Origin of the sequence: Terracoccus luteus, assembly GCF_003635045.1 — a bacterium.
Taxonomy (GTDB): domain Bacteria; phylum Actinomycetota; class Actinomycetes; order Actinomycetales; family Dermatophilaceae; genus Terracoccus; species Terracoccus luteus.
Genome location: NZ_RBXT01000001.1, coordinates 3226852 through 3242715, shown reverse-complemented (window position 1 = coordinate 3242715; position 15864 = coordinate 3226852). Strand labels below are relative to the sequence as shown.

At 73.0% G+C, this 15864-nt stretch carries 14 protein-coding genes and 1 riboswitch; of the genes, 4 read left to right on the top strand and 10 right to left on the bottom strand.

Features of this window, described 5'->3' with window-relative positions:
* Window positions 1–22 precede the first annotated feature (22 nt).
* Entirely contained in the window at window positions 23–1489 is a 1467-nt protein-coding gene (locus DFJ68_RS14610; protein ID WP_121034349.1) for a sulfatase family protein, read from the bottom strand.
* Window positions 1490–1534: 45 nt separating this feature from the next.
* On the opposite strand from DFJ68_RS14610, the gene gndA reads away from it, so the two are divergent.
* The 3 genes from gndA (at window position 1535) to DFJ68_RS14595 (ending at window position 6196) form a co-directional block, all read left to right on the top strand.
* Window positions 1535–3121, top strand: coding sequence for an NADP-dependent phosphogluconate dehydrogenase (gndA, locus tag DFJ68_RS14605; RefSeq protein ID WP_121034347.1), 1587 nt, complete (start codon window positions 1535–1537; stop codon window positions 3119–3121).
* Between the two features lie 380 nt (window positions 3122–3501).
* Complete coding sequence (locus DFJ68_RS14600) at window positions 3502–5604, top strand: PQQ-dependent sugar dehydrogenase (RefSeq protein ID WP_211333376.1); 2103 nt, start codon at window positions 3502–3504, stop codon at window positions 5602–5604.
* Window positions 5605–5683: 79 nt separating this feature from the next.
* The gene (locus DFJ68_RS14595) at window positions 5684–6196 is read left to right on the top strand and encodes a GNAT family N-acetyltransferase (RefSeq protein ID WP_121034344.1); all 513 of its coding nucleotides are present in this window, start codon (window positions 5684–5686) and stop codon (window positions 6194–6196) included.
* An 89-nt stretch (window positions 6197–6285) separates the two neighbouring features.
* Here the strand turns inward: DFJ68_RS14595 and DFJ68_RS14590 are convergent, their stop codons facing one another.
* The 3 genes from DFJ68_RS14590 to DFJ68_RS14580 form a co-directional block, all read right to left on the bottom strand.
* Window positions 6286–7128: a sortase domain-containing protein gene (locus DFJ68_RS14590; protein WP_211333375.1), complete on the bottom strand. Its 843-nt coding sequence runs from the start codon at window positions 7126–7128 to the stop codon at window positions 6286–6288.
* Between the two features lie 169 nt (window positions 7129–7297).
* On the bottom strand, window positions 7298–8086 hold the full coding sequence (locus DFJ68_RS14585) for a CHRD domain-containing protein (protein ID WP_121034340.1): 789 nt from the start codon (window positions 8084–8086) through the stop codon (window positions 7298–7300).
* Between the two features lie 410 nt (window positions 8087–8496).
* Window positions 8497–9534, bottom strand: a complete 1038-nt coding sequence (locus tag DFJ68_RS14580; protein WP_121034338.1) for a CHAP domain-containing protein — start codon at window positions 9532–9534, stop codon at window positions 8497–8499.
* A gap of 3 nt (window positions 9535–9537) precedes the next feature.
* Window positions 9538–9715, bottom strand: a riboswitch (cyclic di-AMP (ydaO/yuaA leader).
* Window positions 9716–10077: 362 nt separating this feature from the next.
* Between DFJ68_RS14580 and DFJ68_RS14575 the strand changes: the two genes are divergently transcribed.
* Window positions 10078–10452 carry a VOC family protein gene (locus DFJ68_RS14575; RefSeq protein WP_121034336.1) on the top strand — a complete coding sequence of 125 codons (375 nt, stop codon included), beginning with the start codon at window positions 10078–10080 and terminating at the stop codon, window positions 10450–10452.
* A gap of 64 nt (window positions 10453–10516) precedes the next feature.
* Here the strand turns inward: DFJ68_RS14575 and DFJ68_RS14570 are convergent, their stop codons facing one another.
* The 6 genes from DFJ68_RS14570 to DFJ68_RS14545 all read right to left on the bottom strand — a co-directional run bounded on the left by DFJ68_RS14570 (window position 10517) and on the right by DFJ68_RS14545 (window position 15770).
* Window positions 10517–10882, bottom strand: coding sequence for an iron chaperone (locus DFJ68_RS14570; protein ID WP_121034333.1), 366 nt, complete (start codon window positions 10880–10882; stop codon window positions 10517–10519).
* Between the two features lie 198 nt (window positions 10883–11080).
* Window positions 11081–11737 carry a GNAT family N-acetyltransferase gene (locus DFJ68_RS14565; protein WP_245963669.1) on the bottom strand — a complete coding sequence of 219 codons (657 nt, stop codon included), beginning with the start codon at window positions 11735–11737 and terminating at the stop codon, window positions 11081–11083.
* Between the two features lie 208 nt (window positions 11738–11945).
* Window positions 11946–12962: a zinc-dependent alcohol dehydrogenase family protein gene (locus DFJ68_RS14560; protein ID WP_121034330.1), complete on the bottom strand. Its 1017-nt coding sequence runs from the start codon at window positions 12960–12962 to the stop codon at window positions 11946–11948.
* A gap of 37 nt (window positions 12963–12999) precedes the next feature.
* On the bottom strand, window positions 13000–14121 hold the full coding sequence (locus DFJ68_RS14555; protein WP_121034328.1) for a pirin family protein: 1122 nt from the start codon (window positions 14119–14121) through the stop codon (window positions 13000–13002).
* 55 nt (window positions 14122–14176) lie between these two features.
* Window positions 14177–14689, bottom strand: coding sequence for a hypothetical protein (locus tag DFJ68_RS14550; protein WP_121034326.1), 513 nt, complete (start codon window positions 14687–14689; stop codon window positions 14177–14179).
* A 154-nt stretch (window positions 14690–14843) separates the two neighbouring features.
* A complete protein-coding gene (locus DFJ68_RS14545) occupies window positions 14844–15770 on the bottom strand; it encodes an oxygenase MpaB family protein (protein ID WP_121034324.1) in 927 nt (308 codons plus the stop codon).
* Window positions 15771–15864 lie beyond the last annotated feature (94 nt).

Sequence of the window (15864 nt, the reverse complement as noted above, 5' to 3'; positions counted from 1 at the left end):
CCTCGCCGGGGTCACGAGGGGGTCAGCCGTCGCTCGCGACCAGTGTTGGCACCGGCTGGTCGGGGTGCGGCTCGTCGCCGACGGCGGCCTGCGCGCGCCAGAGCCGGGCCTCCAGCTCGGCGCGGACGTCGGCGTACGCGGGGTCGTCGGCGACGTTGACGAGCTGGTGCGGGTCTGTGTGCAGGTCGTAGAGCTCCCACTCCGGGGGATAGCGCTGGTCTGAGCAGCCCGGCATCCCGAGGCCGTCGTTGTAGAAGTAGATGAGCGTGTACCGGTCGTCGCGGTAGCCGTAGTGCGCGCCGACGTGGTGGCTGCGGTCGTCGTGCATCCAGTAGCGGTAGTAGAGGCCGTCGGCGGGCGGGGGCGCGTGGCCGGTCTCGTTGTGGTGCTCGGTGTCGTCCGCGATGTCGCGCCAGAACGAGCGGCCCTGCATGCGCGGATGCCGGTCGGCGCCGGCCGCCTCGAGCAGCGAGACCGCGATGTCGACGTTGGTGACGATGCCGGTGTGCACCTGGCCGGCGGCGACCGCCCTGGGGTACGACAGCAGCATCGGCATGCGGATCGACTCCTCGTACATGAACCGCTTGTCGAACCAGCCGTGGTCACCGAGGAAGAACCCCTGGTCGCTGCCGTAGAGCAGCACGGTGTCGTCGAGGTCGCCCCGTCCGCGCAGCCAGTCGGTCACCCGGCCGACGTTGTCGTCGACCGAGGCGACGCACGCGAGGTAGTCCTCCATGTACCGCTGGTACTTCCAGAGCGTCGCCGCCTCGGGCGAGAGGCCCTCGGGGACGGGCTGCTTGAGGTCCTCCTCGGTGAGGTGCTCGCCGATGCTCATGGCGGCCCGACGGGCGCTCGCCGACCGGGTCGAGAGGTCGTCGGTGAAGGTCGCGGGCACCGGGATGGGCTCGCTGTACGCGCCGGCGTGCGCGGCATCCGGCTCCCACGGTCGGTGGGGCGCCTTGTGCCACACGAAGAGCACCCACGGGTCGTCGCCGTCGAGCGAGTCGACCCACCGCAGGGCGAGGTCGGTGATGAGGTCGGTGGCGTAGCCGCGCTCGACGCGCAGCCCGTCGGCCGAGAGGAAGCGCGGGTCGTGGTACTCGCCCTGGTCGATGAGCACGTCCCAGTGGTCGAAGCCGCGTGGGTCGTGGCTGACGCCGTCGGTCTCGCCGTCACCCATGTGCCACTTGCCGACGAAGCCGGCGCGGTAGCCCACGGCCCGCAGCTGGTCGACGAAGGTCGGCTGGGAGCTGTCGATGAACGTGTCGAGGGTGGCGACACCGTTGACGTGGCTGTAGGTGCCGGTGAGGATCGACGCCCGGCTCGGCGCACACAGCGAGTTGGTGGCGAAGAGGTTGTCGAAGCGGACGCCGGTCTCGCCGACGGCGTCGATGTGCGGCGTGCGGTTGACCACCGAGCCGTAGGCGCTGATGGCGTGCGCGGCGTGGTCGTCGCTGAGCACGAAGACGATGTTCGGGCGGCGCGTCATGGCACCCGAGCCTATTCGCGGCCCCCGAGGGGGTACGAGCCACGCATGAACGCACGCGCCACCATCGGAGTCACCGGCCTGTCGACCATGGGTCGCAACCTCGCCCGCAACATCGCCCGGCACGGCCACACCGTCGCCGTGCACAACCGCACGACCGCCCGCATGACGAGCCTGCTCGACGACCACGGCGACGAGGGCGACTTCGTCGGCTCCGAGTCGATCGAGGACTTCGTCGCCTCGATCGAGAAGCCGCGGGCCATCATCGTCATGGTCAAGGCGGGCGACCCGACGGACGCCGTCATCGACGAGCTCGTGCCGCTGCTCGACGAGGACGACATCGTCGTCGACGCCGGCAACGCGCACTTCGTCGACACCATCCGCCGCGAGAAGGCGCTCTCCGAGAAGGGGATCCACTTCGTCGGCATGGGGGTCTCCGGCGGCGAGGTGGGCGCCCTGGAGGGCCCGTCGATCATGGTGGGTGGTTCGGACCACGCCTACGCGCGCCTCGCCCCGGTGGTCGAGAGCATCGCCGCGCAGGTGGACGGCACCCCCTGCTGCGCGCACCTCGGCCCCGACGGCGCCGGCCACTTCGTCAAGATGGTGCACAACGGCATCGAGTACGCCGACATGCAGCTCATCGCGGAGTCGTACGACCTGCTGCGCGGCATCCTCGGCACGGAGCCGGCGCAGATCGCCGAGGTGTTCCGCGAGTGGAACGGCGGCGACCTCGAGTCGTTCCTCATCGAGATGACCGCCGACGTGCTCGCCCACACCGACACCGCGACCGGCCGCCCGTTCGTCGACGTCGTCGACGACGCGGCCGAACAGAAGGGCACAGGCCGCTGGACGGTGCAGAGCGCCCTCGACCTCGGCGTCCCCATCACCGGCATCGCCGAGGCCACCTTCGCGCGCAGCCTGTCCGGGCACACCGACCAGCGGGCCGCCGCCCGCACGACGTTCGGGGTGCGCCCCGCCGTCGACGCGGCCCACGCCACCGACGCCGAGGGCACGACCGACGCCGAGCACGCGGTCGGGCACGACGGCCTGGGCCACGGGTCGGCTGACGACACGGCTGACGACAGGGCCGAGGACACGGCCGAGCACACGGCCGAGAAGCGTGGTGGCAGTGGGGAGTTCGACCCCGACGCCTTCACCGACGACGTGCGCGCCGCGCTCTACGCCTCGAAGGTCGTGGCGTACGCGCAGGGCTTCGACCAGCTCGCCGCCGGTTCCGAGGAGCACGGCTGGGACCTCGACCTCGGCACCGTCGCGACGATCTGGCGCGGTGGCTGCATCATCCGCGCGAGCTTCCTCGACCGCATCCGCGAGGTCTACGCCGACGAGCCCGACCTGACGACGCTGCTCACCGCTGAGTACTTCTCGGATGCCGTGAGCCGTGGCGTCGACGCGTGGCGCCGGGTCGTGACCGCGGCGGTGCAGTCGGGCATCCCGTCGCCGGCGTTCTCGTCGTCGCTCGCCTACTTCGACGGCCTGCGCAGCGAGCGCCTGCCGGCCGCCCTCATCCAGGTGCTGCGCGACAACTTCGGCGCCCACACCTATCGTCGGGTCGACCGCGAGGGCACCTTCCACACCAACTGGGCCGGCGACCGGGCCGAGACGACGGCCGAGTAGCCGGACGCCCTTCGCCCGCCGCGGCTGGGAAGAGTGCAGCGGATGCCGGGTGTCGGCCTCGCTTCGCCCGCCGTGGCTGGGAAAAGTGCAGCGGATCCCGGGTCGCCGCCGCAGGTACCCCGCCGCGGCTGGGAAGAGTGCAGGGTGTTGACGAGCCGGTGGGCGAGGCGCTTTGGTGAGCCCACCGGATCGCGAGCAGCGTCGACCCGGGCCCCGCGCCGGGGGCCGTCGACGTCGACCTCCCGGCCCGACCTCCGGAGGCTGTCGTGCCCCACCCGGTCCGCTCACCACTCCCGCCGACGACCCGTCGACGCCGACACCTGCGGCGCGCGCTGACGGCTCTGACCGCCGCGGTCGCCTCGGTAGCCTCGGTAGCCTCGGTGGCCCTCGTCGTCACGGCGGTGCCGACCGCCGTCGCGGCCGCCGTCGCCACCGCTGCCCCGGCGGCTGCACCTGCCGCACCGACCGCAGCCACGGCGAACGTGCCGGTCGTCGGAGTGGCGTCGGGCAAGTGCCTCGACGTCTCGGGGGCCTCGACCTCGCCGGGTGCGCGCATCATCATCTGGCCCTGCTCGGGCCACTCCAACCAGGCCTTCACCGCCACCGCCGCCGGCGAGCTGCGCACCCTCGGCGGCACCCGGTGCCTCGACGTGGCCGGATCGAGCACCACCCGCGGCGCGGTCGTGCAGAGCTCCACCTGCAGCGGCGGTGCCAACCAGAAGTTCGACCTTCGCACCGGCACCACCGGAGCCGCCACCGGGGCGACCGTCGTCGTGGGGCGGCAGTCGGGGCTGTGCCTCGACGTGACCGGGGCGTCCACGGCATCCGGCGCCTTCGTCGAGACGTGGTCGTGCAACAACCAGGGCAACCAGGCGTGGCGCACGACCCTGTCGGCCGACACGCAGCCGCCGAGTGCGCCGACGAGCCCTCGGGTCGGCGGACTGACCTGTCGCACGGTCACTTTCGCGTGGAACGCCGCCACTGACACCGTGGGCGTGACCGCCTACGACGTCTACCACGACGGTCAGCTCATGACCTCCGTGGGCGGCTCCACCCTCTCGACGTCGCTGACCGTCGTGCCGGGCGCGACGTGGGGCCTCTACGTCAACGCCCGTGACGCGGCGGGCAACGTGTCGCAGGCCAGCGCGACGGTGACGATCGCCCCGCCGCAGTGCCAGGTCGACACGACGGCACCGAGCGTGCCGACGGGGCTGCGCGGTACGGCATCCGGCACGACCGTCACCCTGACGTGGACCGCCTCGAGCGACGACGTCGGCGTGCGCACCTACGACGTCTACCGCGGCGGCAGCAGGGTCGGCACGGTGACCGGGTCGGGCGCCACCCCGCCGGTGACGACGTTCGTCGACTCCGGGCTGGCGCCGAGCACGACCTACGCCTACTCGGTGACGGCGGCCGACGCGACTGGCAACGTCTCGGCACGCAGCGCGTCCGTCGGCGTGACGACGGGCGCCGCGTGCGCGAGCGCGGTCTGCGGCGTGGCCCAGGTGGCGACCGACACGGACATCCCGTGGGGGCTGGTGACGCTGCCCGACGGCAGCGTGCTCTACGGCCGCCGCGACGCCCGCACCCTCGTGAGGCTCGACCCCGCGACCGGCGGCAAGACGACCGTCGGCACGGTGCCGAACGTCTCGGGCACCGACGGCGAGGGCGGCCTCATGGGGCTCGCCGTCGCGCCGACGTTCGGGTCCGACCCATGGCTCTACGTCATGCACACCTCGCCGACCGACAACCGCATCGTGCGCTACCGCCTCACCGGGACCGGCACCGGCCTGCGCCTCGACACGGCGACCGGCCAGGTGCTCGTCAGCGGCATCCTGCGCAACAAGTACCACGACGGCGGGCGGCTGCGCTTCGGACCCGACGGCAAGCTCTACGCGAGCACGGGCGACGCGCAGAACCCCGACAGCGCGCAGAACGTCGCCGGCCTCAACGGCAAGGTGCTGCGGCTCAACCCCGACGGGAGCGTGCCGAGCGACAACCCGTTCGGCAGCTACGTCTGGAGCTACGGCCACCGCAACCCGCAGGGCCTCGCCTTCGACTCCCAGGGCCGGCTGTGGGAGCAGGAGTTCGGCAACTCGGTCATGGACGAGACAAACCTCATCGTCAGGGGCGGCAACTACGGCTGGCCCGCGTGCGAGGGCACCGTCGGCACGTGCGGCACGACCGGGTACATCGCGCCCAAGCGCACCTACCCGACGTCGGAGGGCTCCTGCTCGGGCATCGCCGTCGTGCGCGAAGCCCTCTACGTGGCCTGCGCCCGCGGCGCCCGCATGTACCGCGCGGTCATCAGCGGCGACAGCCTCACGTCGGTGCAGACGTACTTCGCCGGCACCTACGGCCGCCTGCGTACCGTCGAGCCGGCGCCGGGCGGGCTGTGGCTGACGACGACCAACCTCGGCGACAAGGACAGCACGGCCGACAACAGCGACGAGAGGATCCTCAGGGTGACGCTGGGGCCGTGAGCGGGCGTCGCGCACGGAGTGGTCGGATGGTCTGGTGACGACGTCCGGCCCTCACTCCCAGCCCCGTCCCCACCCTCGCGTGACGACCCGTGACGCGACCGAGGCGGATGCCGGTGCGTGCGCGGGCATCTACGCCCCCTTCGTGACCGGCACGACGGTGAGCTTCGAGCTCGAGCCGCCGAACGCGACGGAGATGGCCCGCCGGATCGTGGCCGCCCAGGAGCGACACGCCTGGGTCGTGCTCGAGCGCGACGGCGAGGTGCTCGGCTACGCCTATGGCGGGCCGTTCAAGGCGCGGGAGGCGTACCGGTTCGCGAGCGAGGTTTCGGTGTACCTCGCGCCCTCGGCACGGGGGCTCGGCGGAGGGCGGCAGCTCTACGACGCGCTGTTCGAGCGGCTGGTCGCCCGCGGCATCCGTGTCGTGGCCGCCGGGATGACGCAGCCGAACGAGCCGAGTGCCCGGCTGCACGCGGCGCTGGGTTTCGAGCCGGTCGGTACGTTCCGGCGGGTCGGGTGGAAGCACGGGGCGTGGCGCGACGTCACGTGGGTGCAGCGCGACATCGGCCCTGCCGGTGGGCCGACTCCCGCCTGACCCCGGGCGCGGACACCGGCGAACACACCGAGCAATGTGCAGCTCCCCGCGTTGCAACGCGACGACCTGCGCAGTGCTCGGTGTGTCGGTCAGCCCGCGACGGAGGTGAGGTGGCCGAAGACGACGACGTTGTCGCGGTACTCGTTGCGACTGTCGGTCGGCCCACCGCACGTCACGAGGCGGATCTGCGACTGCGTGAAGTCACCCTTGTAGACCTCGTCGGTCGGGAACTCCGTCTTCTTGAACGCCTGCACCCGGTCGACGGTGAAGGTCAGCGTCGTGCCGTCGGCGCGGGTGACCTTGACCGCGTCGCCCGCCTTGACGGCGCCGAGCTTCCAGAAGATGCCCTTACGGCCGTCGGGGGTGTCGACGTGGGCGGCGAGCACCGACGGGCCGAGCTGTCCGGGGGTCGGGCCGCCGGCGTAGAGGCCGACCTCGTCCGCGGTGCCGGGCACCGAGATGACGCCGTCGGACTGCACGGTGAGCGGCACGAAGGTCGACGACGAGAGCCCGATGCTCGTGATCTGAAGCTTCGTGGGCTGCGACGCGGCGAGGAACCCACCGACGTCAGGACCCGCATCGCCGGCCGTGCCGGATGCTGTCGCGCCGGGCCTCGTGGTCGCGCCACCCGTCGAGGTGGGCGGGTTCGACGGTGTGGCCGGTGTGGCCGGTGTGGCCGGTGTGGCCGCGGTCGACGGCGAGCCTGAGGACGTGCTGGTGGAGACGGCGGCCGGCTGCGGCGGACCTTCGGCTGAGGCCGCCCCGGCGGGGTCACCGCCACGGAGGGCGAGGGCGCCGATGACGATCCCGGCCACGAGCAGCACTGCGGCGAGCGCCGCGAGGGCGAGAACGCCTCGTCCCCGTGGCGTCGCGTGACGCCCGCCGCGCGACCCGGGGGAGGACGTCGACGTTGGTGAGCTGTCCGGTGTCATGTCGTCCTCCCTCGGGTCGCGGCTACGGGTTCAGGTGGTGCGTGGTGCGTGGTGCTTTGGTGCGAACTGCGGTGGTGCTCATTCTGGTGGTGCCGGTTGCGGTGGTGCGTGTTCTGGTGGTGCGTGTTCTGGTGGTGCGAACTGCTGTGGTGCAGGTCGAGCTGGGCGCTCAGGCGCCGACGCGGATCGCGTTGCGGCGCTTGGCGGCGAAGGCTCCGGTGCCGGCTGCGGCCAGGAGCAGGCCGCCGCCGAGGGCGAGCATGCCGGTGTTGGCGCCGTCCTGGTCGGTCTGGCCGGTGATCTGGCCGCCGCCGGTGTGCATGCCGCCGGCGGGGGCGACGCGCAGGGCTCCGCAGAGGGCGGGGTCGGTGGCCTCGGTGGGCAGGCTGGGGTCGAGGTCGCTCTTGGTGTCGCCGTCGTACTTGCCGTCGTGGTTGTGGTCCACGCCGTGGATGACGACGACGGACTGGCCCTTGGTGATGGCGTCGGCGACGCCCTGGGAGACCTTGATGCTGCCGCGTTCGTAGCTGATCTTGCCGCCGGGGGCGGTGTCGAACCGGTCGACCGCGAGGCCGCTGGCGGGGCTGGTGTCTCCGGTCTTGGTGAGGGAGACGACGATGTCGCCGTAGGCGGGGCCGCCTTCGGTGGTGTTGATGGTGCCGTCGCCGCTCTTGTCGTCGGTCACGGCGGGGCATTCGTGGCGGGCGGCGGCGGCGAAGTGGATGTGGGCTGCGTGGGGGGCGTCGGGGAGCAGGCCCATGGCGGCCATGGTGACGGTGATGGTGGTGCCGTCGACCTCGACCATGGCGGTGCCGCTGCCCTTGACGCCGTTCTCGACGACGGGCTTGAGGTTGGCGCTGACCCAGGCGTTGTCGGCGGCGAAGGCCGGCCCGACGGTCAGGGTCATGGCGGCCGCGGCGGCGAAGCCGGCGGTGGCGATACGGGTGGTGGTGCGCATGCAGTCCTCCTCGTGTGGGGCCGCCGTCTCCGATGACGGTGACCGCGCGACTGCCCGACGGGGACGGGCAGGGTGTCCGAGATGAGTTCGGCGTGCCGCCCGAGGCGGATTGGCCCCCCGCCGCCCGCCGCGGATGGAAGGGAGCGGGCGGACCGGCATCCGGGCCGTCGCTCGCCCGCCGCGGCTGGGAAGAGTGCACGCGGGTACCACGCGCCCGCCGCGGCTGGGAAAGGAGCGGGCCGACCGGCATCCGCGCCCTCGCTCGCCCGCCGCGGCTGGGAAGAGGGCAGGCGGGGTCCGTGCGCCCGACCTCCGGGGACGCGGAAGGGGGAGGATGCCGGTCGGCATCCTCCCCCTTCACGCAACGTCGCGCGGACCGACCGTGACCTCAGGCCACGGACGGTGACGGCTCACGGCGCGTAGATGTACTGCATGCCGCCCTGGTCGGTCAGCGTGCGGGTGTTGTAGTTGTACGGGCCGGCGAGGGCGTTCATCTCGATGATCGTGACCTGGTCGCCGTTGACGGCGGTGACCCAGGCGACGTGACCGGCGGACGAGGACGAGCCGTGGACGCCCGGCTGCATCACGAGGATGGAGCGGGTGCGCGGCGTGCCGCTCACGGTGTAGCCGGCGCGGGCGGCGCCGGAGCCCCAGACGAGCGCGTTGCCGGTCCAGCCGCCGGGGTAGTAGCCCTCGGAGGCGTACCACTTGGACAGGGCACCCCAGGTGCACTGCCCGCGGGTGGCCCAGTTGTAGGCGCTGCGGCCACCCGACGAGGCGGACGGCGTGTACGAGTTGCTCTCGCTCTTCGTCGCCGACGTCGAGTTGGTCAGCGTGCTGCGCGTCGTGCTGCGCGAGCTGCGGCTCGAGGTCGTGGTGCGCTCGGACACGGCCTCGTCGGCCTGGTCGTTCGAGCTGGTGCGCGTCGAGGTGCGTGAGGAAGCGGCGGCGTCCTCACGGGCCTGTTCGCGAGCAGCGTCGCGAGCGGCCTCACGGGCCGCCTCACGGGCCGCTTCGCGCTTGGCGGCCTTGCGGGCGGCGGCGCGCTCGGCGGCCTTGCGCTCGGCGGCGGCCTTCGCGGCGGCCGCAGCGGCGTCGGCGCGCTGCTTCTTGACGACGAGGTCCTCGATGACCTTCGCCTTGACCGGCGCGGCGGCCGGGGCGGCGAGGCCGAAGGAGGCCGGCGTGACGTCGGTCTGGGCCGCGGCGGCCCTGGGGCCGACGACGGCGGGGGCGGCGGGGGCGGCGGCCGGAGCGGCCTGCACCTCGCTGAGGCCCTCGGCGCCGGCCGGGGTGGCGAAGGTGGCGACGAGGCCACCGGCGGCAGCGACGATCACGGCGCCCTTGAGGGCCGGCTGGGCCGACTCACGGGCGATCGTCTTGAGCTCGGACAGGGGGTTGTGACGACCCGGCGCACGATGACGACCGCGTTCGTGGGTGTTGTTCAACGAAAGACCTCTCGCAACGCCTACGAAGTTAGCTGTCGGGTTCGGGCAAGAGGTACGTGCCCGGCCCTGACCGGCCGCTGTTCGCGATCGGTGAGGGCTTCACCCCGAGGACGCCCGAGGGCGTCCGGAGGAAGTGGTTCCCCCGCTCCTGCCTGATGTTCTGACGGGGCCTCAAGGCGGTGGCAGGACTCGGCGGTCCGCCCGGAGGAGCCCAGCTGTCAGCCGGGCTTCGGCGAGACTAGACGACGGATCTCGGAAAAGTCACATCCTGGTAACGGGCGGGCCGGTGAGCGGCCGGGTCAGGGGTGGGAAGTCGTGCGTGTTGAGCGGTATGGACACCAATGTGGCGTGGTCGAGGTCACACCATCCGGGCCTGCGGACAGGTGAGACGACCGTGCAGCGGGGGTAGCCCGCCTTTGCGGTGCCGTCGGCGTGTCTCGGCGTGTCCTCGGCGTGTCCTCGGCATGTCGAGTCGGATGCCGACCGTTGACCGACCGTTGACCGACCGTTGACCTCGGCGGCGGGACGCAGGACCGTGGACCCATGCTCGCGGACTCGAAGGCCTTCAGCGGTTTCAGCGTCGACGACCCGGAGCGGGCGCGCTCCTTCTACGCCGACGTGCTCGGACTGGAGGTGTCGGAGCAGAACGGCATGCTCACCCTGCACCTCGGCGGTGGCACAGACGTTCTCGTCTACCCGAAGCCCAACCACGAGCCGGCCTCCTTCACCGTGCTCAACTTCCCGGTGCCGGACGTCCAGGCGGCCGTCGACGCGCTCACCGAGCGTGGGGTCCGGTTCGAGCGGTACGCGGGCACGCCGATGGAGACGGATGAGAAGGGCGTGTTCCGCCAGGGTGGCCCGCTCATCGCGTGGTTCACGGACCCCGCCGGCAACGTGCTGTCCGTCATCGAGGAGTGAGGCGTGAGTGCGGGGCGAGTCAGGGCCGGTGAGCCGGCCCGGCCCTGTCGCACGCGGGCCCCGCTCAGGTGCTCGTGGCCTCGGCCCGCTGCGCCAGGCACAGCTCGGTGATCTGGCGGATGAGGTGCAGCGGCATCGGCTGGGAGAGCGGGAAGCGCACCGTCTCCTTCGCGCCGCGGTAGGGCGCGACCTCGCGCTCGAACGTCTCGTCGCCGGTCGGCACAGGGTAGATGCCGACGTGCTTCTTCCAGCCGGCGAAGTAGAGCAGCGGGCGGCCGCTGACGAGGTAGGTCGCCATGCCGTAGCTGATCTTCTCGCGGGCGTGGGGAGCCGCCTGCGCGATGGTGCGCCGCACTCCCTCGAGGGCGCGCCGCGACTCGGGTGGGAACGACGCGATGTAGTCGTCGATCGTCTCGAATTTCGTCGCCACGCGCCGTGCCTCGCTCCCGGAGCGACCGCCGCTGCCTCGCGCCGGCCGGATGTGGACGTCGGCGCGACACGACCGTCCTGGCGGACCCGCTCGGTCTGGCACCCCGATCTGACCTCCCGATCATGGCAGGAAGGGGCGCTCCGTGTCGTCAACCGGTCCGAGAACCGGGCAATTCGTTCATCGTCTCTGGCGATCGGTTTATCGCAGACGGCGCCCGAGCACGAGGCCGGCCCGGTCGCCCGTGGGTGGTCCGGGCTGGAGGGGCTCGAACCCGAGGTGGCGGTAGAACCCGACGGCCCGCTCGTTGGCGGTGGCGACCTCGAGGTGCACCCCCGGCGACCCGGCCGCGCGCAGCTGCCCGAGCAGGTGGTCGATGAGCCGGCGCCCCCACCCGCCCGACTGCCACGCCGGCAGCAGGTCGATGTGCAGGTGCGAGGGGTGGGTGCGGGTGACGGTCGCCGGGGTCCGGGGCGGCGCGTGCAGTCGACGTACGAGGGCCTCGTCGGCGCTGCCGGGCCGGGCGGAGCCCAGCGGGTGCCGTTCGCGCAGCGCCGGCCACCAGTCACGCTCGAGACGGTCCTCGAAGGATGCCGTGTCGCGCGCTCCCAGCACGTAGCCGCCGATGCCGTCGGCCGCGTCGACTGCCGCGCCGACGCCTGGTGCTGTGGACTCGGTGTCCCCGACGTCGATGACGGTCGCGAGGCCGGGCTCGAAGGCGAGGTAGGGGGCGGCCCAGATCGCCCCGATGAGGCGCGGGTCGTCGAATCTCGCCGTCGCATCGGCCCCGTTGTCCCCGGTACGCAGGCACACGGCATCCAGCGCCGGTCCGTCGCTCGGTCGGGCGCCGCGCAGCACGGGCACCGCCTGCGCGAGCCCACGATCGGACCGTGGCGACGTCTCGGACGCCCGGCGACGGGATCCGTGTCCGGGATCGGGCCGCGGCGCGGTGTCGGACGGCGCGGTATCGGACGGCGCGGTGGGCTCGGGCGGGACGTCGGGGCACACGTCGCCAGTGTGCGGGAGCCGGTCCCGCCCGGCCACCGGTCACGGTCACGGTCACGTGTCAGGGCTTGAGCAGGACCTTGATGGCGCGGCGCTCGTCCATGGCCCGGTAGCCCTCGGGGGACTCGTCGAGCGGCAGGGTGAGGTCGAAGACCTTGCCGGGGTCGATGCGTCCGTCGAGCACGCGCTCGAGCAGGTCGGTCAGGTAGAGGCGCACCGGGGCGACGCCACCGCGCAGCCCGATGTTCTGCGAGAACATCCGGCGGATCGGCAGTTCGACCCCGTGCGGCACGCCGACGAAGCCGACGGTGGCGCCGGCCCGCGCGACGGCGAAGGCGGTCTGCATGGCCTGGTCGGTGCCGACGCACTCGAGCACCGCGTCGGCGCCGACGCCGTCGGTGAGCTCCATGACGGCGGCGGTGGCGTCGTCACCGCGCTCGGCGATGACGTGGGTGGCGCCGAACTCACGGGCCAGCTTCTGCCGGGGCTCGTGGCGCGACATGGCCACGACCCGCTCCGCTCCGAGCTGCTGGGCGGCGATGACGCCGCACAGCCCGACGGCTCCGTCGCCGACGACGACCGCGGTGCCACCCTGCGTGACGCCGGCCGACACGGCGGCGTGCCAGCCGGTGGCCATGACGTCCGAGAGCGCCAGGAGCGACGGCAGGTACTTCTCGTCGGGCATGCCGTCGGTCTTCACAAGGCTGCCGTCGGCCTGGGTGACGCGGGTCAGCTCGGCCTGGCCGCTCGAGGTGCCGCCGGCGTTGGGGCAGGCCGACTGGACCCCGGCGAGGCAGACCGGGCAGGTGTTGTCGCAGTGGCAGAACGGCACGACGACGAAGTCACCGACGGAGAATCGGCTGACGTCGCTGCCGACCTCCTCGACGACACCGACGGCCTCGTGCCCGATGGTGTTGCCGGCCTTGACCGGGTTCTCGCCGCGGTAGGGCCAGAGGTCGGACCCGCAGATGCACCCGGCCGTGACCCGGACGATGGCGTCCGTCGGCGCCTCGATCGTGGGGTCGGGGACCGTCTCGACCCGGATATCACCGGGCGCGTGGATCGTCGTGGCTCGCATACCTCCACTGTGCCCGTCCGGCCCCCGATTGCAACCGTCAGCCGCGGGAGCGCAGTCGTAGGGGTGGCATGGGCGGGGCGGGGAGCGTCGAGTCCCAGGCGTCGGGGAACGGCCCGTACCGGCGGTCGAGGTCCTCGCCCCCGCCGGGCGCTCCGTCCGCGCCGTCCGCGTCGCCTGCGTCGTCTGCCGCCACGCGCTCGCGTTCCCATGCCTCGCGGTAGGCGACGACCTCGTCGTGTGTGCGACCGATGAAGTTCCACCACATGACGATCTGCTCGCCGAACGGCTCGCCGCCGAGCAGCAGCACGCGGGCCGGCTCGTCGTCCGCCGCCGTGATCGTCACCTCGCCCAGCCCGACTGGGAGGTAGGCCAGCTCGCCGCGTTCCACCGGCACGCGCCCGCCGGCTTTCACTGTCTCGCTGTCCCCGGTCGCGCTGTCCTCGGTCTCACGGTCCTCGGTCTCACGGTCCTCGGCGCCCTCAGCCCTCACCGTCACCCCGCCGATGTCGACGAGGAGCCCGTGCTCGAAACCCGGCTGCAGGCCGGCGGGGGCGTCCAGCGTGAGGGACGCACCGGCATCCAGCACGATCTCGGCGCCCAGTAGCGGACTGTGCGTCGCGACAGGGGAGAGGCTGCCAAGCAGCCCGCCGAGGAAGACGCGCGCCGTCGCCCCGGGTCGTTCGACGGCCGGTGGCGCGTAGTGCTCGAACGTCGGCGCCACGTGGCGGGTGGCGTCGGGGAGGGCGAGCCACAGCTGCGCCCCGTGCAGCACCGACGTCGACGGTGTCGAGAACTCGCTGTGCGCGATGCCGGATCCCGCCGTCATGAGGTTGAGCTCGCCGGGCCGCACCATCGCGTGGACCCCGGTCGTGTCGCGGTGCTCGACCTCGCCGGTGAACAGCCACGACACCGTCTGCAGCCCGGTGTGCGGGTGGCCGGGCACCCGCATGCCGCCCGTGCTCGCGACGTCGTCGGGCCCGTAGTGGTCGAGGAAGCACCACGCGCCGATGAGCGAGCGCTGCCGCTGCGGCAGGGTGCGTCGCACCGTCATCGCCCGCGGCCCTCCGAGCGGCACCTCGCGCGGCGTCATCACCTCGATCGCGGATGCCGGTCGCGCCTCGCCCATGACCTCGCCCGGTCGGCGTTCGGGGTTGCTCATCGTCGGAGGTTAGTCGCGACGCCGTCGTCAGGCGAGGGGCCGGGACGGGCTCGTCTCAGCGGTCGTCGCTGCGCGAGAGCGGCGCCAGCCCGATGAGCATGAGCAGCGCCCCGAGCGGCAGCAGCCCGAGCGGGGCAACCACCGCGACGAGGCCGGCCCCCGCCGTCACGAGGGAGCCCGTGCCCAGCCGCGCGGCGACCGAGGGCCGCCGCACCACCTCGACGGTCAGCCACGCGAAGGCGACCACCGCCGCCGCCAGCAGGACGATCGACGCGGCGCCGAGCGAGTCCGCGGCGTAGTCGAGCGTCGTCAGCGTGCCCTGCCCCTGGGCGCGGTCACGCAGGTCCCGCGTCGCGCCGAGCCCGTCGACCCACGCGAGGATGCCGTGCGCCCACAGCAGCAGCGGAGCCGCGACGGCCAGCGCCCCGACCCGCTCGACGGATGCCGGTGAGCCGGGTGCCGCGGCCGCCGTCCGGCCCGTCGAGGCGGGGTCGGCCGTCGTCGTGGCGACTGCGTCAGGGATACCGATAGGGGCGGTGACGACGGGGGCGAGGGTCGGGGTGGCCATGCCCCAACCCTCCCGCGTCGGCGGTCACGCGGCCATGGGGGTCGACCCCCACGCGACCCCGAACGGACCCGCACACGTCCCTCACGTGCGGCCCGCCTGCGGTACGCCACGGCCCGGGCTGGACGCCTTGGTCGACCCGGGCCGGGTGTCCGCGTCAGCTGGCGGCGGCCGTCGCGTCGGGGGTCGGGTCGGTGACGTCCTGGTCGCTCGGGCGGCGCTCGCCGAGCCCGGCCATGCCCCACCGCACGGCCGCCGTGCCGAACCGCCCGACCGGCCGGGCGACGAGCCGCGACACCGGCCGGGGCAGCGGGATCTCGAGCATCTCCAGTGCCCAGGGCGGCAGCAGGCTCAGCCCGCCCGTCGCGAGGGTGGCGTAGCCGGGACGTGCCACGAACGGAAGGGGAGGGTCGAGCAGGAGGAAGCGGGCGGCATCCCTCGCGGCCTCGCTCGGCTCGAGCTCGGGGCGGTACTCCTCGAGCGCCCGGCGCAGCTCGGCGACGCTGCGCGGCGGGTCGACGACGCCGAGGAGGGCGGCCGGCACGCCTGCCTGCTCGACGTAGCGGTCGGTGTCGCGGGGGCTGAGCGGGTCGGAGCCGAACGTCTGGTGCGCGCGGAGGAAGCTGTCGATCTCCGCGAGGTGCACCCACCGCAGCAGGTGCGGGTCGGCGGCCGAGTACGGGCGGCCCTTCTCGTCCTTGCCGCGCACGCGCTCGTGGATGCCGCGGACGTGACCGATCACCTCGTGGGCATGCTCGACCGTGCCGTAGGTCGTGATGGCGAGGTAGTGGCTCGTGCGCTGCAGCCGGCCCCACGGGTCGCCGCGGTAGCCGCTGTGCCCCGCGACCCCGGCCATGGCCAGCGGGTGCAGCGACTGCAGCAGCAGCGACGCGATGCCGCCGGGGAACATCGACGCGTCGGCGTGCACACGCCAGATCGGGTCGTCGGGCGTGAACCAGCGCTCGCCCTCGGCGCCCCAGATGCGTTCGGCGTGCTGCGGGGCGTCGTCTCCCGCCACCCGGTTGCGCAGCGCCGTCCCGAGGCGCCTCTGCACGAAGCGGGTGAGGTCGGAGACGGGGTCCATGTCCTCCACGCTACGTCGGCGTCCCGACGCGTGCGTCACCTCGCGGGGTGACGTGGCGGCGGTCACGTCTCGGGTGAAGACTGTCGCGGTGACC